Genomic DNA, 24,572 nt, shown 5'->3' on the forward strand with positions numbered 1-24,572 from the left:
AACCTGCATTTTGCAGGTTTTTTTTATTTTTAAAATCAGGTAGAGCTTATAGTTTTTCCGCGATATAGCGCGCGGTTTCACTTACTTTATCTTTCGCCAATTCTTCAGGTGTTCCTTTGAAGACAACTTCACCACCATATTTTCCGGCTCCCGGACCAATGTCAATGATATAATCAGCAGATTTTATAATATCCGGTTGGTGTTCAATAACGATTACAGAATGTCCTAATTCAATTAAGGCTTGAAGCGAAGTCAGTAATTTATTAATATCGTGGAAATGTAATCCTGTAGAAGGTTCATCAAAAATAAATAAGGTTTTATCGGTCGTATTTCCTTTAACTAAAAACGACGCCAATTTCACACGTTGCGCTTCACCGCCAGAAAGTGTGGAAGAACTTTGTCCCAATTGCAAATATCCCAAACCAACATCCTGCAAAGGTTTCAATTTGGTGACAATTTTTTTCTGTTCATTTTCTGTAAAAAACGCAATACTTTCATCAACCGTCATATGCAGAATATCCGAAATATTTTTTTCGTCAAAACGGATCTCAAGGATTTCATCCTTAAATCTTGTACCGTGACAAACTTCACATTCCAGTTCAATATCTGCCATAAACTGCATCGAAACATTGATCACACCTTCACCTGTACATTCGTCACATCTTCCGCCATCGACGTTGAAAGAGAAATGTTTTGGCTTAAGATTCATCATCGCAGACATTTTCAGTTTAGAAAAAAGATCGCGAATATCGTCGTAAGCCTTTAAATAAGTTACCGGATTTGAACGACTCGATTTCCCTATTGGATTTTGGTCAATCAGTTCAATGTTTTTAATTAATTTTTCAGGAAAAGTCACAGAATCGAAATCGGTTTTTTTACCGCCCATTTCCAATTCTAATTGAACACCTGTTGTTAAAACCTCCTTCATCAAAGTTGATTTTCCACTTCCCGAAACCCCGGAAATCACCACCAAACTTTCTAAAGGAATGTCAACATTAATATTTTTTAAATTATTTTCTCTTGCGCCTTTTATTCTGATAAAATCTTTGGCTTTTCGTCGTTTTGTTGGCACTTTTATTTCAAGTTCGCCCGTTAAGTATTTTGAAGTTAAAGTATTTGCTTTTTTAATTTCTGCATAATCACCAGCGAAAACCAGATCACCGCCCAAATATCCGGCTTCCGGACCAATGTCAATAATATAATCCGCCGCTTTCATCACGTCTTCATCGTGTTCTACGACAATCACCGTGTTACCTAAATCGCGCAGATTTTTTAAAACTTTTATTAAATTTTCTGTGTCTTTAGAATGCAAGCCGATCGAAGGTTCATCTAAAATATAAATACTTCCCACCAAAGAACTTCCCAGCGAAGTCGCGAGATTAATTCTTTGAGATTCCCCACCAGAAAGCGTACTTGAAGTCCTGTTAATTGTTAAATATCCCAAACCAACTTTCGTTAAAAATTCTAATCTCGACGTGATTTCGTAAAGTAATCTTTTAGCAATATCCGCATCGTGTTGGTTTAATTTTAAACTTTTAACTAAAGGAAGAAGTTCATCCAAAGGCAATTCGATAAATGACTGAATATTATGACCATCAATTTTCACCCATTCCGTTTCCGGGCGCAATCTGTAACCTTCACAAGTCGGGCAAAGCGTCTTCCCACGGTATCTGGAAAGCATTACGCGGTATTGAATTTTATATAAATTGCCTTCCAACATCTTGAAAAAGTTGTCAATTGTTGGTTCATCTTTCGTTGCTTTTCCTTTCCACAAAAACTTTTTCTGTTCTTTCGATAGTTCAAAATAAGGTTTGTGAATCGGGAAATCTTTATTTTTTTTAATGAAAGCCAGTTTCCATTCTTTCATGGAATCGCCGCGCCACGCTGCAACTGCGTCTTCAAAAACGGATAAATTTTTATTTGGAATCACTAAATCTTCGTCAATACCAATCACTTTTCCGTAACCTTCACAAGTTGGACAAGCGCCAAAAGGATTATTAAAACTGAAATAATGAACGGTTGGTTCGTTAAAAACGATTCCGTCTAACTCAAATTTATTTGAAAATTCTTTGGTTTCAGAATTTTTTTCATTTTTTAAATAACAGTAACCGCGACCTTCATAAAATGCCATTTGGATTGAATCTGCCAATCTTTGAAGAAAATTTTCATCGTCTTCATAAGTAAAACGGTCGATAACCAAATTAATGACGGCATCTTTTTCTGGCTCAAAACCGAAACTTTCCAGATCTTCGATTCCAACCACATTTCCCGCAACTTCCAAACGCGTGAAACCTGCCATTTTTAAGATCTTAAGTTGCTCTTTAAATTTTTCTACTTCAAAAATTAGTGGCGCGCTTAAAGTAAAAGTCGGCGTATTTTTAGCATTTTGGATAAAATCAATCACGTCAGATACGCTGTCTTTTTTCACTTCCGCACCAGATTCCGGCGAAAATGTTCGTCCAACTCTGGCAAATAAAAGTTTTACATAATCGTAAATTTCTGTAGAAGTTCCAACAGTTGAACGTGGATTTGAAGAAATCACTTTCTGCTGAATTGCGATTGACGGTGCTAAACCTTTAATGTCATCAATTTTCGGTTTCTCTAATTTGCCTAAAAATTGCCGCGCATAAGAACTCAAACTTTCCACATAACGCCTTTGTCCTTCGGCATAAATTGTGTCAAAAGCAAGCGAAGATTTTCCACTTCCGGACACGCCCGTAATAACGATTAATTTGTTTTTAGGAATAAGAACGTCAATGTTTTTGAGATTATTGAGGTGCGCATTCTTTACGAAAAGATATTTTTTGATGTCGATTTCTTCAGTAGTCATAAGAGTACAAAATTAACGATTTTAATCTTTATTTTGGCTTGAAAAGGAAATGGTAAATGTTAATGTTTTATTTAAAAAATTAATAAAAAAATATCTATTTATTAAGAATATGTTAATTATATTTGCGCTGAAATTTTTTAGAAAAATGCTTGAGAGAGAGTGTTTGTCATTCTAAAGAAATATTTACGATTTTATAATTAGAGTTAAAATTTATGATTACAAAAGTTAGTTTAGTTTCATTTTTAAGTTTTTTCGCAATCTTTTCAGCGCAGCAAAAACAATCAGACATAGATGAAGTTTATGTGCAGGGGAAGTTTTTAAATCTTCCGGTTTCAAAAATTAATGAAAATATTACCATCATTACAAAAGCCGAAATCGAGAAATCACCGGCTAATAGTATTGATGAATTGTTGCAGTTAAACACTGGTTTAGATATTAGAAGACGCGGTTCAAATGGCGTTCAGTCCGATGTTTCTGTCCGTGGAAGTTCTTTCGAGCAGGTTTTAATTTTAGTAAATGGCGTTAGAATGAACGACAGTCAAACCGGTCACAATACTTTAAATATTCCTTTTGATCTGGATTCAGTTCAGCAAATTGAAATTATAAAAGGTCCGGCCGCGCAACGCTATGGCAACAATGCTTATGCAGGCGTTATTAACATCATTACCAAACCTTTAGCCGAAAAATCAGTGAAAATTTCTGCAGAAGGCGGCGATTATAAATCTTATGATCTTGGCGCTAATGCTAATATAGGAAATGAAAAGTTTTCAAATTTATTTCAGATCCATTCTTCGGCATCAGACGGTTACCGTCACAATACGGATTACAAGATCAATAATTTTTATTACCAGAATAATCTAAAAATTAAAAATGGTGCGTTGAGTTTACAAGCAGGATTTTCAGAAAAAAAGTTTGGCGCCAACGGTTTTTATTCTTCACCAAAAGCAACAGAACAATATGAGGAAACGCAGGCTTCAATTGTGAGTATTTCGGGACGTCAAACTTTTGATAAATGGGATTTTAATTCAAATATTTCCTGGCGCCGCGGTCAGGATCTTTACTTATTTAACAGATATAAACCGCAAATATATAGGAATTTACATTTGGGAAATAATATTAGCGGCGATTTTAATACTTCTTATCATTCAGGTTTTGGCGTAACAGGTTTGGGCGTTGCTTTGCGAAAAGAGATTTTGGTCAGTAATAATTTGGGCAGCAGAGAACGTTTTGTTTCTCAGTTATTCTTTGAACATCATTTTTCTTTGTTAAATGATAAATTGGCCATTTCCCCGGGAATTTCTTATGCGAATTATTCCAAAGAAGGTAACTTTTTTTATCCAGGTTTAGACGCAGGATTTACTTTTAATGAAAACCATAAAATTTACGGAAATATTTCAAAAGTTCACCGCGTTCCGACTTTTACAGATCTGTATTACACGAGCGGAACTGAACAAGGAAATGCGGATCTAAAACCAGAAAGCGCGGTTTCTACAGAAGTTGGTTATCAATTTAAAACCGATAATTTCCTTGCAAAAACCAGTTTTTTTACCAGAGATTCTGATAATTTAATTGATTGGGCAAAAGATACGCCCGACGCAAAATGGACTGCAAGAAATATTGGAAAAGTATATTTGCAAGGCGTAGAAGTGGAAATTAAGCAAAATTTTTCCGGCTTTTTTAAATCATACAGTTTGGGCTACACTTATCTGGATAATCAACAAAAAGATTCTGACACAAGGCTTTCCCGCTATAATTTAGAAAATCTAAAGCACCAATTTGTCGCGACTTTGGAAAATAAATTTCTAAAAAATTTCACTAATGTCTTAACTTACAGATATAACGAAAGAGTCAATTTAGGAAGTTATAATTTGATTGATGAAAAACTAAATTATCACTTTAACGATTTTGCCGTTTATGTTTTAATTAATAATTTAACCAATTCAAAATACATTGAAACAAGTTTAGTTCCGATGCCGGGAAGATGGTTTCATGTAGGTTTGAGTTATAAAATTAAATTTTCTAATTGATTTAAAGATTAAGTGGATATCGACTCGCAGATTTTATAGATTTGGCAGATTTTTACTAATTTAAAGTATTTATCTGCGCTATCTGTAAAATCGGCGAGATTTTGAAAGATACTTTGTTAACTTGCCAATTATGTTAATATCTTTAAATGATTTTCATTGTTGTTGATAACTTTTTCAATCTAACATTATTTAACCAAAATTGGCTTTTCATTTTTAAAGTCAAATCGTTATATTTGTCAAATATTAAAATCTTTATGAAATTTATAGTTTCCAGTGGCGAATTGCAAAAGGCTTTACAGATCGTAAGCGGCGTAATTTCGACTTCTCAATCCAGACCAATTCTGGAAAATTTTCTTTTTGATTTAAAGGAAAATACCTTAAAATTGACCGCCTCAGATGGTGAAACCACTTTAATTACTTCGCTTGAGGTAAAATCTGACGACGAAGGTAAATTTGCAGTTCCTGCGAAAATTTTTCAGGATTTTGTTAAAACTTATGGCGAACAGCCTTTAACGCTTTCTGTGAAAGAATCTGAAGATGGAAACGGAAGTTTGTTGGAAATTTTAGACGAAAAAGATAATTTTGCTGTCGCTTTAGACAACGCTGAAGATTATCCGGATATTCCTGAATTTGAGTCTTCACAAAGTATCACAATGCCTTCAGGAATTTTATCTGAGGCTTTGGCAAATACACTTTTTGCAACGAGTAATGATTCGCTTCGTCCCGTAATGACGGGTGTTCTGTTCCAATTTAAAGAAGATGAAACCAATTTCGTTTCTACAGATTCTCACCGTTTGGTAGTTTACAAAAGAGAAGATTTGGTAAATGCAGAGCCGATGGAGTTCATTATGCCGAAAAAACCATTGTCAATTTTCAAAAATATTTTGGCTAATTCTAACGAAGATGTAGCAATTGATTTTAATGAAAATATGGCGAAATTTACCTTCGGAAATAACATTTGGATTTGTCGTTTGATCGATGGAAAATATCCAAATTATACAGCGGTAATTCCAAAAGAAAATCCGAATGTTTTGACAATTAACAGAGGACTTTTATTGAGCGCAATAAGAAGAGCGTCCATTATGTCGAATAAATCGACGAACCAAATCAGGTTTAAATTATCCGGCAATATTCTTCACCTTCACGCAGAAGATACAGAATATGCGAACAAAGCAGATATGCAGATTCCGTGTGATTACAATGGCGAAGATATTAATATTGGTTTCAGTTCTAAATTTTTAACGGAAATGCTTTCTGTTTTAAATTCTGACGATATCACGATGAAAATGTCCCAACCAAACCGTCCCGGAATTATTGAACCAGTTGATGGTTTAGAAGATAACGAACATATTTTAATGCTTTCTATGCCAGTAATTGGGATGTAGAATTATAACAAATATTTTAATAAGATTGAGATTTGAGATGTATTTCAAATCTCTTCTTATTTAATTGAAAACAGTAATGGAACTTATAATTATTTTTGCTTTAGTTTTACTGAACGGCGTTTTTGCAATGTCTGAAATGGCCTTGGTCTCTTCCAGAAAATTTAAGTTAGAAAGCGCTAAAAACCACGGAAATGCAGGTGCGAAATCGGCACTTGAACTTTCTAAAACACCTTCCAGATTTTTATCGACCACGCAGATCGGAATCACCTTGATCGGAATTATTTTAGGATTTTACAGTGGCGACGCGCTTACAAATCATTTTGCGGCTATTATTTCAAAAATATCATTTTTAGCACCATACGCAAAACAAATTTCCGGTCCGGCAATTATTATTTTTATTACTTATTTATCAGTTGTTTTCGGTGAACTTTTCCCAAAACAAATGGGAATGATTTTCCCGGAAAAAATTGCCATTTTGGTTTCCAGACCGATGACCATTTTGGCTAAAATTGCGTCGCCATTTGTTTGGTTATTGACCAGCAGCAACACTTTGCTAATGCGTTTATTTGGCATTAAAAAAAATATCAACAGCCACGTTTCTGAAGATGAAATAAAATCAATTATCAGAGAGAGTGCTAAAGGTGGTGAAATTGACGATGTAGAGCAGAATATTGTAGAACGCGTTTTTGAGTTGGGCGATACAAAAGCAAGCAATCTTTTTACACATAAAAACAATTTGACTTTCTTCGATTTTAATGATTCTTATGAGGAAATTATTAAAAAAATAAATGGAGATCCGCACACCGCATATCCGGTTTCAGAAAATAGAAATACGGACGATGTAAAAGGAATTGTCTTAATTAAAGATTTTTTTTTCTATTCTAAAGAAAATGAATTTAATTTAAAAGATTTCATAAAATCACCAATTTACGTTTCCGAAAATACGAGTGCCTACAAAATTTTAGAAAATTTTCGACAGAGCAAAATTCATTTCGGAATTGTGATTGACGAATATGGAATTACGCAGGGCATGATAACAATGGATGATGTGATGGACGCATTGGTCGGCGATATGTCTGACGAAGAAAAAAATGAATATAAAATAATAACAAAAACAGAAAATTCCTGGGAAGTGGATGGACAATTTTCACTTCGTAATTTTTCAAAGGAATTTCCGATCAGTATTAATGATGATATTCTTCAAAATATCCAGACCGTTGGCGGCTTCGTGACGCATTACTTTAAAGGAATTCCGACGGAAGGTGAGAAGGTGGATTACGAAAATTTCGAGTTTGAAATTTTGAGTAAAGACAACCAGAGAATTGACAAGATTTTAGTTAAAAATAAAACGACTTAATGAAAATTTCAAATAATTGGCTTAAAGATTTTATAAGCACCGACTTAAATACAGATAAAATTAGCGAATATCTTACGGATATTGGTTTGGAAGTGGAAGGTGTAGAAAAATTTGAAAATATAAAAGGCAGTCTTGAGGGAATTGTTGTGGGCAAAGTTTTGACCTGCGAAAAACATCCAAATGCCGACAAATTAAATATCACAAGCGTAGATGTTGGAGGTCCAGAAATTCTTCAAATCGTTTGCGGCGCGCCAAATGTTGCTGCTGGGCAAACTGTTCCAGTTGCGGTTGTTGGTACAAAATTGTACGATAAATCCGGAAATTCTTTTGAAATAAAAAAGGCAAAAATCCGCGGTGAAGTTTCTGAAGGAATGATCTGCGCGGAAGACGAATTGGGTTTAAGCGACGACCACGGCGGAATTATGATCCTAAATGAGGATTATAAAAAAGGTGAATTATTCTCAAAATATTTTGATATTTCGAAAGATGAGGTTTACGAAATTGGTTTAACGCCAAATAGAACCGACGCGATGTCGCATTATGGCGTTGCGCGGGATTTAAATGCGTTTCTGTCAAGCAACCAGTTGAAATCTGATTTTCAAAAATTAGTAGTTGAAGAACCAACAATTTCCGGAAGTCACGATTTTCACATTGAAGTTGAAAATGCAGAACTGGTTCCAAGATATTTAGGTGCGGTGATTGAAAATATTAAAATTTCAGAGTCTCCAAACTGGTTGAAAGACAGATTAAAAGCTATTGGTTTAAACCCAATAAATAATGTTGTCGATATTACAAATTATATTCTTCACGGATTTGGTCAACCTTTGCACGCTTTCGATGCGGCAAAAATTAAAGGCAATAAAATTATTGTTGGAAGTTTAAAAGAAGGAACAAAATTCTCCACTTTGGATGGAATTGAACGCACTTTAAATGGTGTGGAAATCATGATAAAAGATGGCGATCAAAATCCGATGTGCATAGCGGGGGTTTTTGGTGGCGCCAATTCTGGGGTTTCGCCGGAAACCACAAAAATCGTTTTAGAAAGTGCTTATTTTAATCCAGTTGCGATTAGAAAAGCCGCTAAATCTCATGGTTTAAATACTGACGCATCTTTTAGATTTGAACGCGGCGTAGATATCAATAAAGCGAGAAAGGCATTATTGGTCGCAGTAAAAATGATTGAGGAAATTGCTGGCGGAAAATTAGTTGGTGAAATTTTAGAATCTTATCCGAAGAAAATTGAGAACAGTTACGTTGTTTTTCGTTATTCAAAATTGGATCAGATCTTGGGAATGAAAATTCACCGGGAGAAAGTTAAAACAATTTTAAAATCTTTGGAAATTGAAGTTTTAAATGAAATAAATGATGGTTTAGAACTTTCGATTCCAACTTACAGAGCAGATGTGACGCGCGAAATCGACGTTATAGAAGACATTTTGAGAATTTATGGTTACAATAAAATCAATGTTCCGGAAAAATTTTCTTTTTCGCCAGTCGCTTTAAATCTTGACGATCAGGATGCTTTGGAAAATTCGTGGGCAAGAACGCTCCAAAGTCAGGGTTTTAATGAAGTGATGAATAATTCTTTGCGTTCCGTGAAAGATGAAACCAATGCGGTAAAATTATTAAATCCTTTAAGTGGTGATCTGGCTTTTATGCGTAAATCACTTTTGGAAGGACTTTTAGAAAATGCAGCGTACAACATTAACAGGAAAAACGCAGATTTAAAATTCTTTGAACTGGGTAAAATTTATCACAAAAAAGAGAAATATGAAGAGCGCAAACAACTGGCATTTTTAGTAACAGGAAGAAATCATGCAGAAAACTGGACTTTGCCAAAATCTGCAACCAATTTCTATTATTTAAAATCTTATGTTACGCTTTTACTGGATAAATTAAAACTGACTTATCAGGAATTGCCTTTAGATGATCCCCGCTTTTCAGAAGGTTTAGAATTGATTTCAGAAGGAAAAACTTTGGCAAGATTAGGAAAAGTTTCAGTAGAAAATTTGAAAGATTCTGATGTAAACCAAGAAGTTTTCTATGCAGAAATTGAACTTGAAAATTGCGAGCACTTAAGAGTAAAAGATAATTTTAAATTTATTGATATTCCGAAGTTTAATAAGATCAGAAGAGATCTGGCTTTGCTTTTAGACAAGCAGATTTCTTACGCAGAACTCCATACATTAGCCAAGAAAAATCCGTCAAAATTCTTAAAAAATATTAATCTTTTTGATGTTTATGAAGGACAAAATTTGCCGGAAGGAAAAAAATCTTATGCTTTAAGTTTTGAATTGTTGAATGAAGAAAAAACCTTGGAAGAAAAAGATATTTCTGAAGTGATGAATGCTTTGATCAATTCTTTTAAAAAGGAATTTAATGCGGAATTGAGGTAAGACTTTAATTGTTTAATTTTAACAAAAATAATAAATTATGAAAAATATACTTTTAGCATTTTGCGCAGTAATTTTATTGGCGTCTTGTTCGTCAGTCAACGGTTTAAAATCTAAATCCGGAGCAAGTCAGGCTTCCTTAAACAATTCAAGTTGGACTTTAGCAACGGAAGTAAAAGGAACTGCGCCTACTTTATTAATAAGTGGCGACAGAATTTCTGGAAATGCAGGTTGTAATAATTACTTTTCCACGGAAATTAATTTAGATCCAACGGCGGGAAATTTTAGTGTAAAAAATATTGGCTCAACCAGAAAGATGTGTGACAATATGGATGTTGAAACCAACTTCCTGAAAATGCTTGATGCAACTACAAAATATGTGGTTAAAGACAACGTTCTTGAACTTTACAAAGATAATTTGTTATTGTTGAGATTTAATAAAATGTAAACAGATCTAAGATTTTAGAACCAAGAATCAAGATTTAAAAATCAAAAATAAAAAAAGTGCAGAAACTAATTTCTGCACTTTTTTTATTTAAATCTGACAACTATCAAGTGACAACCGTCAACTATTTTATCACGTCTACTTCTAATTTACTATCGCCATAAATTTTAATGAACGCTTTGGTGTAATCTGCTTTTGTAGCAAGATTTACATTTGGAATGTATTTCTGCGGATTAACCGTAAATAAAGGAAACCAAGTGCTTTCAATTTGTACTTGTATTTTATGTCCTTTTTTGAAGGTGTGCATTACGTCTTGCAATTTAAAATCAACCGCTGTTTTTTGGTTTGGAACCAATGCTTCAGGTTTTTCAATAGAATTTCTAAATCTTGCAGGCATAATTTCACTTCTTACCATTTGGTGGTAATTCTGCAAAATCACATTTGGTTTATCTGCATTTTCTGGTTCATTATCTGGATAAACATCAATTAATTTTACAATAAAATCGGCGTCATCTGAAGTGGAAGAAATGTTTAATTTTGCCATTAATTCCCCACCAAAAGTAACATCATCATTTAACACATCCGTTGTAAAAGTTGCCACATCAGGTCGCATTTCTGCAAACCGTTGGTCTTCACTCATGTAATTTCTTGGAGTGAAACCATTTAGATCTTTCAGATTTTCTGAGCTAATAACTGGTTTTGAAGGATCACTGTAATATTCTGTGGTCGTTTGTGAAGGCTCCATTTCTATTTTATTATTCACAAAATAGAAATCTGTTTTCTTTGCATCTGGTGAAGGATATTTTGCGAATTCATGCCATTTCTTTGAACCAGTGTCAAATAATATTGCTTCAGGAAGTCCTGCATCTTCTTTCGTATTTCCTTTTAAATAATGAGCGAAAAATTTTGTTTCAAGATTTTTTTGGTAATAAGTCGCAATACTGTCACCAAAATAAATATCGTTATGATAGGCTTTTCCAGTTTCTCTTCCCCACGCACCATGAGAAAAAGGTCCCATCACGAGCGTACTTTTGGCTTTTGGAGAACTTTTTTCGATTGCTTTATAAATGTTTAATGGTCCGGAAAGATCTTCCGCATCAAACAAACCACCCACAACTAAAACCGCCTGATTGACGTTTTTAAAATGAGGCAATAAATTTCTTTCCTGCCAAAATTGATCATAATTAGGATGGTACATAATTTCCTGCATGAAGAAATTATTTTTATAAAATTTATCAACACCTTCTTTCAAAGTGCCCATGTCGGTGAAAAATTTCAGACCATCATTAGAATACTTTTTTATCATCGTGTCACCGTACCAAGCTTCTGTAGTTGGTTTAGTTTTTTGAATTCCAAAAACAGGAAAAGTTCTGAAATATCCTAACAAAAATCTTCCGTTGTGTAAAAAATCATCATTCCAAAAATTTGAAATTGGTGCTTGTGGCGAAGAAGCTACTAAAGCAGGATGATTTGACAAAATCCCAACTGCAGTATAAAATCCCGGATAAGAAGTGCCGTATTGCCCAACTTTACCATTATTATTTTGAATATTTTTTACCAACCAGTCAACTGTGTCGTAAGTATCGGTACTTTCATCTACATCTTTCTTGGTTTTATGTTCCACTTGCGGCGTCATATTCGTCCAGTTTCCCTCGCTCATGTATCTTCCGCGAACATCCTGATAAACGTAAATGTAGCCATCTTTCATCATAAATGGATTTGGACCAAGACGTGTCGCAAATTTATCTTCACCGTAAGGCGCAATGCTGTAGCAGGTTCTTTGCATCACCATAGGATATTTTTTACTTTTGGAAATGTCTTTTGGTGTATAAACAGAAGTAAATAATTTTACGCCGTCACGCATTGTAATGTACATTTCTTTTTTGGTGTAATGATCCTGAACATAAGGATCTACCGCTCTTTTTTGGTCTTGTGAGAAACTAAAAACAAAGACAAAAAGAAGAAAAGCTGAACTGAATTTTTTCATAGATTATAAAATTTCCACTAATTTATAATTAATTTTTTGGGCATGTCCTTTTTCTTGCGACTATTTTCGCAAAAAAGTTAGATTTCTAAATAGAAAAACGTCGGTCTTCGGCTCCAATCTTTTTTTATTGCTTTAGAAATGTTTTTTAAATTGGTCATTTAGTTTTTAGCAATAAAAAAAGGATTTCTACCTGCGCCCTCATGCAGGATTTTTCATAAAAATAAAAAAAGAACCCATTTCTGAGTTCTTTTTAATTTTTTGAAGTTTATTTAGAGATTATTCTCCGTCTTCATCTTCTTCGTCATATTTGGCTAATTCGTCATCACACCATTTGAAAGCCTGCTCTACAACTTTCGTAGCTTCGTCTGCCATTGATTCTTCATCATCGCCTTCTAAATCGTCGAACCATTCTACTTCTTCCTCTTCAACGTTTAAAACGAATCTTGGATATTCTGTGTGTACCACGTATAAATCTTCCGGATTGTCGGAATTATCCGCTAATAAAAACTTTGGTAATTTCATTGTTTTATAATTTTAATTTCGGGGCAAAGATAAGAATTTCCTTTTAAAATTTAATTTAAAATAGATTAACTTCTTATTATAAAATTTCCTGCGCCCTGGCCTGAGTGGAACTCCTTTTTTATATTTTCTGCGCCAGCCGAAATATAAAAAAGAGTGGGAACGGAGGACAGATACAGGCGCCCTAAACTATTTTAAAAATGCTTTAGAGACTTTTTCTGCTTTTTTACTTTCAGAATAATCATAAAATCCTTCCCCAGATTTCACACCTTTTTTGCCCGCCATCACCATATTTACCAATAATGGATTTGGTGCGTATTTTGGATTTTTAAAACCGTCGTGCATAACGTTTAAGATCGCCAGACAAACGTCAAGTCCGATAAAATCTGCCAGTTGCAAAGGTCCCATAGGATGCGCCATGCCAAGTTTTATCACGGTGTCGATTTCTTCCACACCTGCAACGCCGTTGTAAAGTGTTTCTATGGCTTCGTTGATCATCGGCATCAGAATTCTGTTGGCTACAAAACCGGGATAATCATTGACTTCCGTAGGTGTTTTGTCTAAAGTTTTGCTGAGTTCAAAAATGCTGTTAAAAGTTTCCTTTGAAGTGGAATAACCTTTAATTATTTCTACCAGTTTCATAATCGGTACGGGATTCATAAAATGCATACCGATCACTTTTTCCGGCCGGGTAGTTGAGGCAGCAATCTGAGTGATGGAAATTGAAGATGTATTTGTCGCTAAAATGCAATTTTCAGGTGCAAATTCATCCATTTGCTTAAAGATTTTTATCTTTAAATCAAGATTTTCTGTTGCCGCTTCTACAATTAGGTCGGCAGTTTTTGTAACCTCGTTTAAATCAGTTGAAAGAATGATGTTTTCTAAAGTTTTGTTTTTATCATCTTCAGAAATTTTTTCTTTTGCGACCATTCGGTCAAGATTTTTTGAAATCGTGGCAAGACCTTTTTCTAAATTTTCTTTTTTTACATCAACCAAAGTGACTTTAAAATTTTTCTGTGCAAAAGTGTGGGCAATTCCGTTTCCCATTGTTCCGGCGCCGATCACGACTATGTTTTTGAGCATAACTATTTTTATATTTTAATAATTTTTAAGATAAGATTTTTTTTCCAATAAATATTCACCTGTCGAGTTGGAAGTTCTAAATTTTGTTTTAATAAATTCACGGTCTTTATCCATTCTATTTAGAAAAACTGCAAAATGCAAATGCGGACCAGTTGACCAACCCGTGTTTCCGCTATAACCAAGAAATTGTCCTTTTTTGATTTCGTCGCCAACATTTACTTCTACGCCATTTTGTTTCAAATGTAAATATTCCGCAAAAGTGCCGTCCGGCTGTAGAATTAAGATATAATTGTTGTATTTCGCACAGTCTTTTGAATTGCAATTGGTATTATTTCTTTCTTCCGTTGCGACTACTTTTCCCTCTCGCGCCGCAAAAATCTTCTCGCCAACTTTAAAATTGAAATCTAATGCCGCCTGATTCATGTGAGAAATTTTCCCGTTATAACCTTGAAAAATACTGTAAGATTTATTGCTGTCAAAAGGAAGATCATAAACGTAATTTTCGTCATAACTTGTCTGCGTAATATCGCCAAAAGTATATTTGCTGCTCGTGCTGTAACCAAATTTTTTATTGGCAATAATCGGTGTCAGTTTAGCAACCAAAAATCTTTTAGTTTGTGCTGGTATCACAACAATTTGATTATTTGCTAAAGAACTTTTCATATTGTCTAAAGTAAAAACTAAAGATGCAGACATTGGCATTAATTCCAGATTTTCTGCGTATAATTCAAAAGAATTTGGAAGTTTTTCTGTAAAATATTTTATTGTTCCCACGCTTTGCGCTGAGGCGAAGAAAGGAACAAAAATGAGAATATAGAGAATTAATTTTTTCATTTTTTAATTGAAATGATCGAAAGTTAATTTAGAAATATCAGCAATCATTTTGCAATTTACTTCTTCCGTTTCTTTGGAGTTACTCACAAAAACGCAGATTGCATAATGATTTCCGTTCGGTAAAGTTACAATTCCCATATCGTTTTCTGCGCCGGTTATACCTGCATTATTTTTTCCAGATGAGCCGGTTTTGTGTGCAATTATAATATTTTCCGGTAAAAAAGCGATGAGTTTATTTGTTCCGGTAGAAGTTCCGATCATAATTTTCATTAAAAAATCGGTAGAAGATTTTGAAACAATTTTACCTCCGTGAAAATCTTTTAAAAGTTTTACGATAGAGTTGGTAGAACTATAATTTTCATATTGTGCCTTCCAGTCTTGATGCATTTCTTCTTCGTTAAATTTAATTTGAAAATCTTTCACACCTTTGGAATTTATAAAACCCTGAACGGTTTTTGTGCCGCCTATCAGTTTTAACAAAATATCACAACCGTTATTATCACTTTGTGCAACGGTATATTTAATGATTTCCGCTAATGTTAATTCCACATTTCCATTTGGATATTTTTCACGAATCGGGCTCCATGTATTTTCTAGAAGATCTGTTTTTTTAACTAATATTTTTTGGATTAAATCTAATTTTCCTTCATCAACCAAGTTTAAAACCGCCAAAGCAATATGAAATTTAAAAACACTTTGCATAGGCAAATGCTTTTCGCCATTCATATTTAAGACAAAAGGTTTATCAATTCCCAAAATAGAAACACCAACAGTTGCGTTTTTTCCAGCAATTATTTTATTAATTTGAGATTCTAAATCCTCCTTTTTTTGTGCGCAGGAAGTCGTAAAAATTATTATAAATAAGTAGAGTAGGTTTTTCATTGTAATAATTTAAGAAATCATCTTCACAATTTCCAACGCCACTTTCAACGCTTCAGTTCCGTCTTCCAGACTCACTTCTACATTTTTATTTTCGGTGATAGAATCTGCAAAACTTTCTAGTTCATCTAAAATTGCGTTATTTGGTGTAATTGGCGGATATTCAAACAGGATCTGGTTTTTTTCACCTTCTGCATTTTCAATGATCATATCAAAATCACTTGGATTTTCCGGCGCTTCCTTCATGCGAATTACTTCAGATTTTTTCTCTAAAAAGTCAACAGAAATATAAGCGTCTTTCTGGAAAAAACGTGATTTGCGCATGGCTTTCATAGAAATTCGAGACGTTGTTAAATTCGCAACACAACCGTTTTCAAACTCAATTCTCGCATTACAAATGTCCGGTGATTTTGAAACCACTGAAACGCCGGAAGCGTGAATAACTTTAACTTTTGATTTTACCAAACTGAGCAAAATATCCAGATCGTGGATCATTAAATCTAAAACTACAGAAACATCAGTTCCGCGCGGATTAAATTCTGCCAAACGGTGAATCTCAATAAACATCGGATCTTTGATGTAATCTTTTGATCCAATAAAAGCAGGATTGTATCTTTCAACATGACCAACTTGCGCTTTTATATTATATTCTCTGCATTTAAAAAGAATTTCTTCCGCTTCCTTTAAATTTTGAGTCACCGGTTTTTCAATGAAAAAAGGAATTCTATGTTCGATGGCTTTCATGGCGTAATCATAATGATAAACTGTCGGCGTTACAATATCAAGCATTTCGATTTCCGCCAAAAGATCTTCGAAATTTTCAAAATATTTGTAGCCAAATTCTGCTTCTATTTTTTTCCCGTTTGCCACATCTTTATCGTGAAAACCAACCAAATTATATTTTTCAGATTGGTTCAATAATTTTAAATGAATTTTACCCAAATGACCTGCGCCAACTAAACCTGCATTCAACATAGAAAATTTATTTTTTTAAGTTTTGTAAAGATAATAATTAGTTGATAGTTGTCGGTTGTCCGTTGTCGGAAAAACTTAGAAATTATGGAATAATAATTCTTATCTCGAAAATTAACAGGCAAATTGCAAGATAAAACTGGAATCTTTATATTTGTTAATCATTCAATTTGGTAAATGATTTTTTATTGTTAATCCAAATGTAATATACTCACAACTATCAACTGACAACCAACAACTAAAGTGACGGACTCTTTTGTACATAAAGGCAAGCGAAAATTTTTGGTAGAATATCTGAGGAATAAAATCGGGATTTCTGATGAAAATGTTTTAAATGCAATTAATGAAGTGCCTCGCCATCTTTTTATCCAAAGTATTTTTGAAGAATTTGCCTACGAAGACCGCGCTTTTCCAATTGCTTCGCATCAAACTATTTCTCATCCATCGACAGTTGCCGAACAAAGTGAACTTTTAGAATTGAAAAAAGATGAAAAAGTCATGGAAATTGGCACTGGTTGCGGTTATCAAACCATGGTTTTAATGAAAATGAATGCTTTGGTTTACACAGTCGAAAGACAAAAAGATTTGTTTGAATATTCTAAAAATAAATTACGAGAATTGCATTCTAGACCAAAATTCCAAAGTTTTGGTGATGGTTTTGCCGGACTTCCAACTTTCGCACCTTTTGATAAAATTTTAGTGACTTGTGGCGCAGAAAATTTGCCGACAGAACTTTTACATCAATTAAAAATTGGTGGAAAAATGGTTATTCCAATGGGAAAAACTGACGAACAGATTCTTTACAGATTTACAAAAGTTTCAGAAAAAGAAATTCATAAAGAAGCATTTGGCGCGTATAAATTTGTGCCAATGCTTGGAAATACAAATATTTAAAATCACAATTGTGAATTTTTTTTCTCTCTGATTTATTTTATTTGGCAGATTTTAATTTAAAATAAATCTGCATCATCTGTGTAATCTGCGAGAGAAAAATATTAGTTTTTTGAAATAAATAAATAAAATCAAAATGAAAATATTCCTAAATAAAGCCATTCCACAAGTGGGAATGAAAATTTTAAATGATTCAAACAACGAAATTATCATTCCTGCAAAAGAAAATATTTCTGATGTAGAATTCTTAAAATATTGCAAAAATGCAGACGTCATTTTAAACGTCGGCGGAAATAAACTGGACAAAGAATTTTTTGATAATTGTCCAAACTTAAAAGCGATTTCGTTATTTTCAGTCGGTTATAATTCTGTTGATATTGCTGAAGCAACAAAAAGAAAAATTCCTGTGGGAAATACGCCGGATGTTCTGAGTCGTGCAACTTCTGATATTGCTTTTTTGCTGATGCAATCTGTTTCACGATTGGCAAGTCATAATTTTCAAAAAGTAAAAGACGGAAACTGGGGAAGTTTTGATCCGATGGAAAATTTAGGTCAGGAACTGTATGGCAAAACTTTGGGTGTTTTTGGTTTGGGAAGAATTGGTTTTGAAATGGCAAAAAAATGCAAAGCCGCTTTTGATATGGAAATTATTTACCACAACAGAAGTAGAAATGAAGAAGTAGAAAAAGAACTTGGGGCAAAATATGTTTCTTTTGAAGAATTGGTGAAAAATTCTGATGTTTTAAGTATTCATGCGAATTTCGAGGCTAAAGATTCTAATTTATTTAATGCTGAAATTTTCGCAAAAATGAAACCCAATTTAATTTTCATAAATACTGCACGGGGCGGTTTTCAAAATGAAAAAGATTTATACAAAGCATTAAAAAACGGAACAATTTGGGGCGCAGGTTTAGATGTTACAAACCCTGAACCGATGGAAAAATCAAATTCATTATTACAACTTTCAAACGTTTGTGTTTTGCCGCATATCGGTTCTGCAACAATTGAAGCAAGAAATGGAATGGCAAAAATTGCGGCTGAAAATGCGGTCAGTTTTACAAAAGGCGAGAAGATGAAAACTTGTGTAAATCCGGAAGTTTATATTTAAAATTTCAGCAGCTAATTTTCAACTAAATACTTTATATAAAAAAATATCTAGTAGATTTTACAGATTGAGCAGATTTTTTTTAATTTAAATCTGCGAAATCAGCAAAATCTGCGAGAAAATATTTTAAGTATTTTGAAAAATTACTTATTACCAATTTCTCATTACAAATAATCTATCCCATAATATGAAAACCACCATCAACATGACGAATTTCCCCCGTAATTCTGGTTTCGGGACGAAATAAATGCACGATTTCATGCGCCAGATCTTCCGGCAAAGCGTTTCCAAGCGGACTGATTCTGTGCGCTCTTTCTACATCTTCGTCTTTTAAAGTCGCGTTTCCCGCCTTGCTTCCCATGTAAGGTGAAAATCTCAAAGCATTTGCTCTGATTCCGTATTTGTTTCCCAGTTCATAAGCCATTTCAATCGTCAATCTTTCTAATGCCGCCTTCGCGATGCTCATATTGATGTAAGGAAAAAAGGACACTTTTTCGGCTGCAATGTAACTTAAAGAAACAATTGAAGCGCCATTTTGCAGAACACCGCCATAAAGCAAGGCGTGGCAGAGCGAAACTAAAGAAAACGCGGACACGTTCATCGTGTCATTAAACTCTTCCGGCGTTACTTCCAGCATTGGTTTTACCGATTTATTTCTAATGGTTTTGTCCATTGCGATGGCATGTAAAAAGCCATTTAATTCGATGTTTTTTTCCTTTAAATCTGTCGCTAAAAAAGTCAAACTTTCCGGGATTGTAACATCCAAAGGCTCAGTATAAATGTCTTTACCTAAAACTTTTTCGACGGCACTTTTAAAATCATCATAATTTTTATTTAAAAAATCACTCGCTTTTTCAGATAAATTTTGATGAAATTGCGTTACGCCAAGTCCTGTGCAAACAACGTTTCCGTTGTTTTGTAAGACTTTTTCCGCCGTTTTCATGGCCAAGGAATTTTCATCTGCAATTCCGGTGATTAAAAATGTATTGTTTGAAAGCATAATTTTTTAGTAAAAAGTAAAAAGTAAAAAGTAAAAAGTTTTTTATTTATTTTCCGACAACCGACAACCGACAACTAAACTTTATAAAGCGCTGTTCCCCAGGTCCATCCTGAACCAACCGCTGCGAAAAGTAATAAATTTCCTGGTTGAATTTTTCCGCTTCTGTAGGTTTCATCCAACACAATTGGGATTGTTCCGCCAGAAGTATTGGCGTATTTATCCATATTCGTCATCACTTTTTCAAAAGGAATATTGACTTTTCTTGCCGTTTCCTGTAAAATCCTGATACTCGGTTGATGCGGTATTACCCAATCAACATTATCTGATGTTAATTGATTGGCTTCCAGGATTTCCGTAATCACTTCAGGTAAAACTTTGGTTGCGGTTTCATAAACTTCCTTGCCGTTCATTTGAAAATAATGCTGTCTGTTTTTCAATGTTTCTTCCGATGCAGGAATTTCCGATCCTCCCGCAGGAATATTAAAATGCATTTTTCCGCGTCCATCCGCATGAAGTTTAAAATCCATAAAACCTTTATCTTCAGTCGTTGCAGAGATTAAGATTGCACCTGCACCATCACCAAAAAACACAGAATCTTTTCGTTCCCAATCTGTGATCGTTGAAAAAGTATCTGCGCCAATTACCAAAACATTTTTATATAATCCTGTTTGCACAAACTGACATGCGATCGTAATTCCATAAAGTCCGCCCGAGCAAACAGCAGAAATATCAAAAGCAACTGCTTGAAATGCACCCATTTTTTCCTGTACAAAACACGCTGTAGAAGGCGCTTGTCTGTCTGGCGTGGAAGTCGCAACAATAATTAAATTTAGATCTTCGGGTTTCACGTCAGTTCCTTCCAACGCGCGTAAACCTGCTTTATAAGCCAAATCGCTTGTTACTTCGCCCACCGCAATTCTGCGCTCCCTGATTCCTAAATTTTTAAAAATCCACTCATCTGAAGAACCAACGGCTTCAAAAAAGTCATTTTTTAAAATTTTTGGCGGAACATAAGAACCAGTTCCTTTTATGTAAGCGTTTATCTTCGTCATTTTTTATAATTGTTTGCAAATATCAAATAAATATTTAAAATCTTTGTCTTTTTATTAGTAAAAGTTACTAAGTATTATATAAATTGGATTTAAATAAATAAAATGTCATATAAAAATTATTTCGTCCTAAATAATGTTGTGGCAAAAAAATTGTTACGTTTTAAAAAAAATATTATGAGCACAGAAAACAACGAAAACGAAATAGAAAAAAATCTTGAAGAACTTGATTATCCAAAAAGCGAAGATATTTTCGCGAAGGAAGATCACATTTCTATCGACGCAAATGGAAATTTGACTGAGAACGAAAATATTTTGGACGGCATGGAAGCTAATTTAGATGTTCCTGGTTCGGAACTTGACAATGCGCAGGAAGAAATTGGTTCTGAAGACGAGGAGAATAATTATTACAGCACAAGTGATAATAATGACAATCATGAGGAAGTAAATGATGATTTAATTTCTTAAATTTCACCAAATAAATAAAAAAAACCGGAAAATTTTCCGGTTTTTTTTTAATTTGAAAGTAATTATTTCACTTTATCTTCCACTTTTCCAGCTGTTTTTTCAACTTCTTTTAGTTGCTCTTTGGCTGCATCGTTTGTGTTGTCCAGTTGCTTGTTAGCACCTTTCATATCGCCATTTGTCGCGCGAATTGTCTCACCAGCGCTTTTTTTCACGGCATCTAATTTTGCCTGAAGTTCATCCAGTTTTGTCTGCGCAGCGCCCAATAAAACCTGATCGCCTTTTGCTTTCGCCTCATCAAGTTCTTTTTGCGCTTGATTCACCGCATCTTGTGCATCTGCAACATTTTCATTAAGATCTTTTTGTGCATCAGCCACATTTTCGCCCGTCACAGTTGCCACATCAGTTGGCACGGTTTCCATTTTTGCATCTTTATTACAAGATGTAAGGAATGTAAAACCTGCTGCCGCAGCAATTAACCATACTTTTTTCATAGTTTATTTTTTTAAATAATTAAATTTAAAGATATAAAATAAAGGTTAAAAATTTTATCTGTTGATCAAATTTTATCCGAAAATTTAAAAAATAGAACTTGGTTTTTTATCCTCATCAATCGCAACCAATGTAAAATCCCCTGACACGGCTCTTTCTCGACTTTCGCCATACATTTCTTCCACAAAAATCTCAACATTTACTTTCAGACTTGTGTTTCCCACATATTTCACTTTCCCGATCAATTCCACCAAAGTATCGGCAGGAATGGGTTTTTTAAAATCAATGCGATCGCAACTTACCGTCACAAAGGCTTTTCTGGCAAATCTCGTTGCCGTCATAAACGCCACTTCATCCATCATTTCCATCACTTTTCCGCCAAACATCGTGTTGTGATGATTGGTCGTATTGGGGAAAACCACTTTAAAAACTTTGGTAATAGACTTTTGAATTTCTGTCTCGTAATTCATTTAATTAAAATTTTAAAATTAAAAATGAATAGAAAACCTCATGTTTTCTACTTCACCCGCGAAAGTTTTTGGGGATCTGACTTACCGAAAATTCAGTTTACAGTTGCGCGACAGTTCGTGATTTCCACACGATTCACCCATTTTTTGAATGGCGAAGATAAAGTTTTATCATGGACTTTGAAGCAACACAATTATTTCTTCTTTCAATCGTCGTCCGGCTATCCATTCCAATCTTTTTTTTCGTCAAATGCACGAAAAAAAAGGATTTCCATTCCTATTCGGGCTAAGAAGTTCAGGTATTTTCTCTTTCGAAAGGAAGTTCTGTACAAATTTAACTGCAGTAATATGAAATTTGAATACCTTTAAACCATAAGAATTTTAATACTTCTCGAATGACTTTCCAAGAACAAATTCAACAAGGAATTCCCGCAGAATTACCAAAAATAAAACCTTACGAAACTCAGATCAACCACGCGCCAAAGCGAAAAGATATTCTCAACGAAGAAGAAAAAATACTGGCTTTAAAAAATGCCTTGCGTTATTTTGAACCAAAATTTCACGCTGAATTATTACCTGAATTTCGTCAAGAATTAGAAGATTTCGGCAGAATTTATATGTATCGTTTTCGTCCAGATTATGAAATGAAAGCGAGACCAATTTCAGAGTATCCCGGAAAATCTTTACAGGCAAAAGCAATAATGTTGATGATTCAAAATAATTTGGATTATGCAGTTGCGCAACATCCGCACGAACTCATCACTTACGGTGGAAACGGCGCGGTTTTTCAAAATTGGGCGCAATATCTTTTGACGATGAAATATTTGTCAGAAATGACGAATGAACAAACATTAACGATGTATTCCGGTCATCCGATGGGATTATTTCCTTCCTCAAAGGATGCGCCGAGAGTTGTCGTAACCAACGGAATGGTCATTCCAAATTATTCCAAACCCGACGATTGGGAAAAAATGAATGCTTTAGGCGTTTCGCAATACGGACAAATGACCGCGGGAAGTTATATGTACATCGGTCCGCAAGGAATTGTTCACGGAACGACAATTACGGTTTTAAATGCTTTTAGAAAAATAAAAAAATCCCCAAAGGGTGGACTTTTCTTGACTTCAGGTTTAGGCGGAATGTCCGGTGCTCAACCAAAGGCTGGAAATATTGCTGGTTGCATCACGGTGATTTCCGAAGTTAATCCTAAAATTGCAAAAATTCGCCACGAACAAAAATGGGTGGATGAAATCCATGAACATTTAGATCAACTGGTATCCAGAGTAAAAAAGGCAAAGGAAAATAGGGAAGTTGTTTCGCTTGCTTATCTTGGAAATGTGGTGGAAGTTTGGGAAAAATTCGATCAGGAAAATATTAGAATTGATATTGGTTCAGATCAAACTTCACTTCACAATCCTTTTGCCGGCGGTTATTATCCGGCGGGAATTTCATTTGAAGATTCCAATAAAATGATGGCAGAAGATCCCGAAATTTTTAAGGAAAAAGTTTACGAAAGTTTGAGGCGACAAACCGATGCCATCAACAAACACACGGAAAAAGGTACTTATTTTTTCGATTATGGAAATGCTTATTTATTGGAAGCGAGTCGGGCAGGAGCAGATATTTTAGCAGAAAATCCAACTTTAGGCCGGGAATTTAAATATCCAAGTTATGTACAGGATATTATGGGACCAATGTGTTTTGATTTTGGTTTTGGCCCATTTCGCTGGGTTTGCGCTAGTGGAAAACCAGAAGATTTAGCAAAAACAGATCAAATTGCTTGTGAAGTTTTAGAGGAAATTATGAAAAATTCGCCGTCTGAAATTCAGCAGCAAATGCAGGATAATATTACCTGGATAAAAGGCGCGCAGGAAAATAATTTGGTGGTTGGTTCGCAAGCCAGAATTCTTTACGTCGATGCGGAAGGAAGAATGAAAATTGCCGAATCGTTTAATAATGCCATAAAAAACGGTGAAATTGGTGAAGTCATTTTAGGTCGCGACCACCACGATGTTTCGGGGACAGATTCGCCGTATCGGGAAACTTCAAATATTTATGACGGTTCCAGATTTACGGCAGATATGGCGATTCAGAATGTAATTGGCGACAGTTTTCGTGGCGCAACCTGGGTTTCAATTCACAACGGCGGCGGCGTTGGTTGGGGCGAAGTAATTAACGGCGGTTTCGGAATGTTGCTTGATGGAAGCGCAGAAGCAGAACGAAAATTAAAATCGATGCTTTTTTGGGACGTGAATAATGGAATTTCCCGCAGAAGTTGGGCAAGAAATGAAAACTCAGTTTTTGCCATCAAACGTGCCATGGAACATGAACCCAACTTGAAAGTGACTTTGCCGAATTTTGTGGATGAGAGTTTGTTTTAAAAGAAAAATAT

The 24,572-nt window shown here is 34.5% G+C and carries 20 protein-coding genes; 9 read left to right on the forward strand and 11 right to left on the reverse strand.

All coding sequences use genetic code 11. The annotated features are described in order from the left end of the window. Nucleotides 1-46 precede the first annotated feature (46 nt). The gene (uvrA, locus tag BM238_RS01395; protein ID WP_090078397.1) at nucleotides 47-2,830 is read right to left on the reverse strand and encodes an excinuclease ABC subunit UvrA; all 2,784 of its coding nucleotides are present in this window, start codon (nucleotides 2,828-2,830) and stop codon (nucleotides 47-49) included. A gap of 212 nt (nucleotides 2,831-3,042) precedes the next feature. Between uvrA and BM238_RS01400 the strand changes: the two genes are divergently transcribed. The 5 genes from BM238_RS01400 to BM238_RS01420 all read left to right on the forward strand — a co-directional run bounded on the left by BM238_RS01400 (nucleotide 3,043) and on the right by BM238_RS01420 (nucleotide 10,440). Further along, the gene (locus BM238_RS01400) at nucleotides 3,043-4,857 is read left to right on the forward strand and encodes a TonB-dependent receptor plug domain-containing protein (protein WP_090078398.1); all 1,815 of its coding nucleotides are present in this window, start codon (nucleotides 3,043-3,045) and stop codon (nucleotides 4,855-4,857) included. Between the two features lie 254 nt (nucleotides 4,858-5,111). After that, complete coding sequence (gene dnaN / locus BM238_RS01405; protein ID WP_090078399.1) at nucleotides 5,112-6,242, forward strand: DNA polymerase III subunit beta; 1,131 nt, start codon at nucleotides 5,112-5,114, stop codon at nucleotides 6,240-6,242. A gap of 76 nt (nucleotides 6,243-6,318) precedes the next feature. Beyond that, a complete protein-coding gene (locus BM238_RS01410; protein WP_090079078.1) occupies nucleotides 6,319-7,599 on the forward strand; it encodes a hemolysin family protein in 1,281 nt (426 codons plus the stop codon). Further along, nucleotides 7,599-9,995 carry a phenylalanine--tRNA ligase subunit beta gene (pheT, locus tag BM238_RS01415; protein WP_090078400.1) on the forward strand — a complete coding sequence of 799 codons (2,397 nt, stop codon included), beginning with the start codon at nucleotides 7,599-7,601 and terminating at the stop codon, nucleotides 9,993-9,995. Before BM238_RS01410 ends, pheT begins: the two co-directional genes overlap by 1 nt. Before the next feature lie 37 nt (nucleotides 9,996-10,032). Then, on the forward strand, nucleotides 10,033-10,440 hold the full coding sequence (locus BM238_RS01420; RefSeq protein WP_090078401.1) for an META domain-containing protein: 408 nt from the start codon (nucleotides 10,033-10,035) through the stop codon (nucleotides 10,438-10,440). A gap of 121 nt (nucleotides 10,441-10,561) precedes the next feature. Here the strand turns inward: BM238_RS01420 and BM238_RS01425 are convergent, their stop codons facing one another. The 6 genes from BM238_RS01425 to BM238_RS01450 all read right to left on the reverse strand — a co-directional run bounded on the left by BM238_RS01425 (nucleotide 10,562) and on the right by BM238_RS01450 (nucleotide 16,714). Beyond that, nucleotides 10,562-12,424 carry a CocE/NonD family hydrolase gene (locus tag BM238_RS01425; protein ID WP_090078402.1) on the reverse strand — a complete coding sequence of 621 codons (1,863 nt, stop codon included), beginning with the start codon at nucleotides 12,422-12,424 and terminating at the stop codon, nucleotides 10,562-10,564. 276 nt (nucleotides 12,425-12,700) lie between these two features. Next, nucleotides 12,701-12,946, reverse strand: coding sequence for a hypothetical protein (locus tag BM238_RS01430; RefSeq protein WP_090078403.1), 246 nt, complete (start codon nucleotides 12,944-12,946; stop codon nucleotides 12,701-12,703). A 186-nt stretch (nucleotides 12,947-13,132) separates the two neighbouring features. Continuing rightward, nucleotides 13,133-14,026: a 3-hydroxyacyl-CoA dehydrogenase family protein gene (locus BM238_RS01435; protein WP_090078404.1), complete on the reverse strand. Its 894-nt coding sequence runs from the start codon at nucleotides 14,024-14,026 to the stop codon at nucleotides 13,133-13,135. Between the two features lie 15 nt (nucleotides 14,027-14,041). After that, on the reverse strand, nucleotides 14,042-14,860 hold the full coding sequence (locus BM238_RS14620) for a M23 family metallopeptidase (RefSeq protein WP_090078405.1): 819 nt from the start codon (nucleotides 14,858-14,860) through the stop codon (nucleotides 14,042-14,044). A gap of 3 nt (nucleotides 14,861-14,863) precedes the next feature. Then, nucleotides 14,864-15,742 carry a class A beta-lactamase, subclass A2 gene (gene bla / locus BM238_RS01445; RefSeq protein ID WP_090078406.1) on the reverse strand — a complete coding sequence of 293 codons (879 nt, stop codon included), beginning with the start codon at nucleotides 15,740-15,742 and terminating at the stop codon, nucleotides 14,864-14,866. A 9-nt stretch (nucleotides 15,743-15,751) separates the two neighbouring features. Then, nucleotides 15,752-16,714 (reverse strand): Gfo/Idh/MocA family protein, encoded by a 963-nt coding sequence (locus BM238_RS01450; protein WP_090078407.1) that lies wholly within the window; start codon nucleotides 16,712-16,714, stop codon nucleotides 15,752-15,754. A gap of 240 nt (nucleotides 16,715-16,954) precedes the next feature. Here BM238_RS01450 and BM238_RS01455 point away from each other — a divergent pair, with 240 nt between their 5' ends. Both BM238_RS01455 and BM238_RS01460 read left to right on the forward strand, forming a co-directional pair. Then, on the forward strand, nucleotides 16,955-17,605 hold the full coding sequence (locus BM238_RS01455; protein ID WP_090078408.1) for a protein-L-isoaspartate(D-aspartate) O-methyltransferase: 651 nt from the start codon (nucleotides 16,955-16,957) through the stop codon (nucleotides 17,603-17,605). A gap of 133 nt (nucleotides 17,606-17,738) precedes the next feature. Continuing rightward, nucleotides 17,739-18,710 (forward strand): 2-hydroxyacid dehydrogenase, encoded by a 972-nt coding sequence (locus tag BM238_RS01460; RefSeq protein WP_090078409.1) that lies wholly within the window; start codon nucleotides 17,739-17,741, stop codon nucleotides 18,708-18,710. A gap of 172 nt (nucleotides 18,711-18,882) precedes the next feature. Here the strand turns inward: BM238_RS01460 and BM238_RS01465 are convergent, their stop codons facing one another. Together BM238_RS01465 and BM238_RS01470 are read right to left on the reverse strand one after the other, a co-directional pair. Further along, entirely contained in the window at nucleotides 18,883-19,707 is an 825-nt protein-coding gene (locus BM238_RS01465) for an SDR family oxidoreductase (protein ID WP_090078410.1), read from the reverse strand. Between the two features lie 74 nt (nucleotides 19,708-19,781). After that, nucleotides 19,782-20,759 (reverse strand): beta-ketoacyl-ACP synthase III, encoded by a 978-nt coding sequence (locus BM238_RS01470; RefSeq protein ID WP_090078411.1) that lies wholly within the window; start codon nucleotides 20,757-20,759, stop codon nucleotides 19,782-19,784. A 174-nt stretch (nucleotides 20,760-20,933) separates the two neighbouring features. Between BM238_RS01470 and BM238_RS01475 the strand changes: the two genes are divergently transcribed. After that, nucleotides 20,934-21,224: a hypothetical protein gene (locus BM238_RS01475; protein WP_090079079.1), complete on the forward strand. Its 291-nt coding sequence runs from the start codon at nucleotides 20,934-20,936 to the stop codon at nucleotides 21,222-21,224. A gap of 62 nt (nucleotides 21,225-21,286) precedes the next feature. Here BM238_RS01475 and BM238_RS01480 read toward each other — a convergent pair whose 3' ends face one another. Next, entirely contained in the window at nucleotides 21,287-21,715 is a 429-nt protein-coding gene (locus BM238_RS01480) for a DUF1090 family protein (RefSeq protein ID WP_090078412.1), read from the reverse strand. An 84-nt stretch (nucleotides 21,716-21,799) separates the two neighbouring features. Beyond that, nucleotides 21,800-22,183: an acyl-CoA thioesterase gene (locus tag BM238_RS01485; RefSeq protein ID WP_090078413.1), complete on the reverse strand. Its 384-nt coding sequence runs from the start codon at nucleotides 22,181-22,183 to the stop codon at nucleotides 21,800-21,802. Nucleotides 22,184-22,575: 392 nt separating this feature from the next. Between BM238_RS01485 and BM238_RS01490 the strand changes: the two genes are divergently transcribed. Continuing rightward, nucleotides 22,576-24,561, forward strand: coding sequence for a urocanate hydratase (locus BM238_RS01490; RefSeq protein WP_090078414.1), 1,986 nt, complete (start codon nucleotides 22,576-22,578; stop codon nucleotides 24,559-24,561). Nucleotides 24,562-24,572: the final 11 nt, after the last annotated feature.

This window comes from Halpernia frigidisoli (assembly GCF_900113805.1).
Lineage (GTDB): Bacteria > Bacteroidota > Bacteroidia > Flavobacteriales > Weeksellaceae > Halpernia > Halpernia frigidisoli.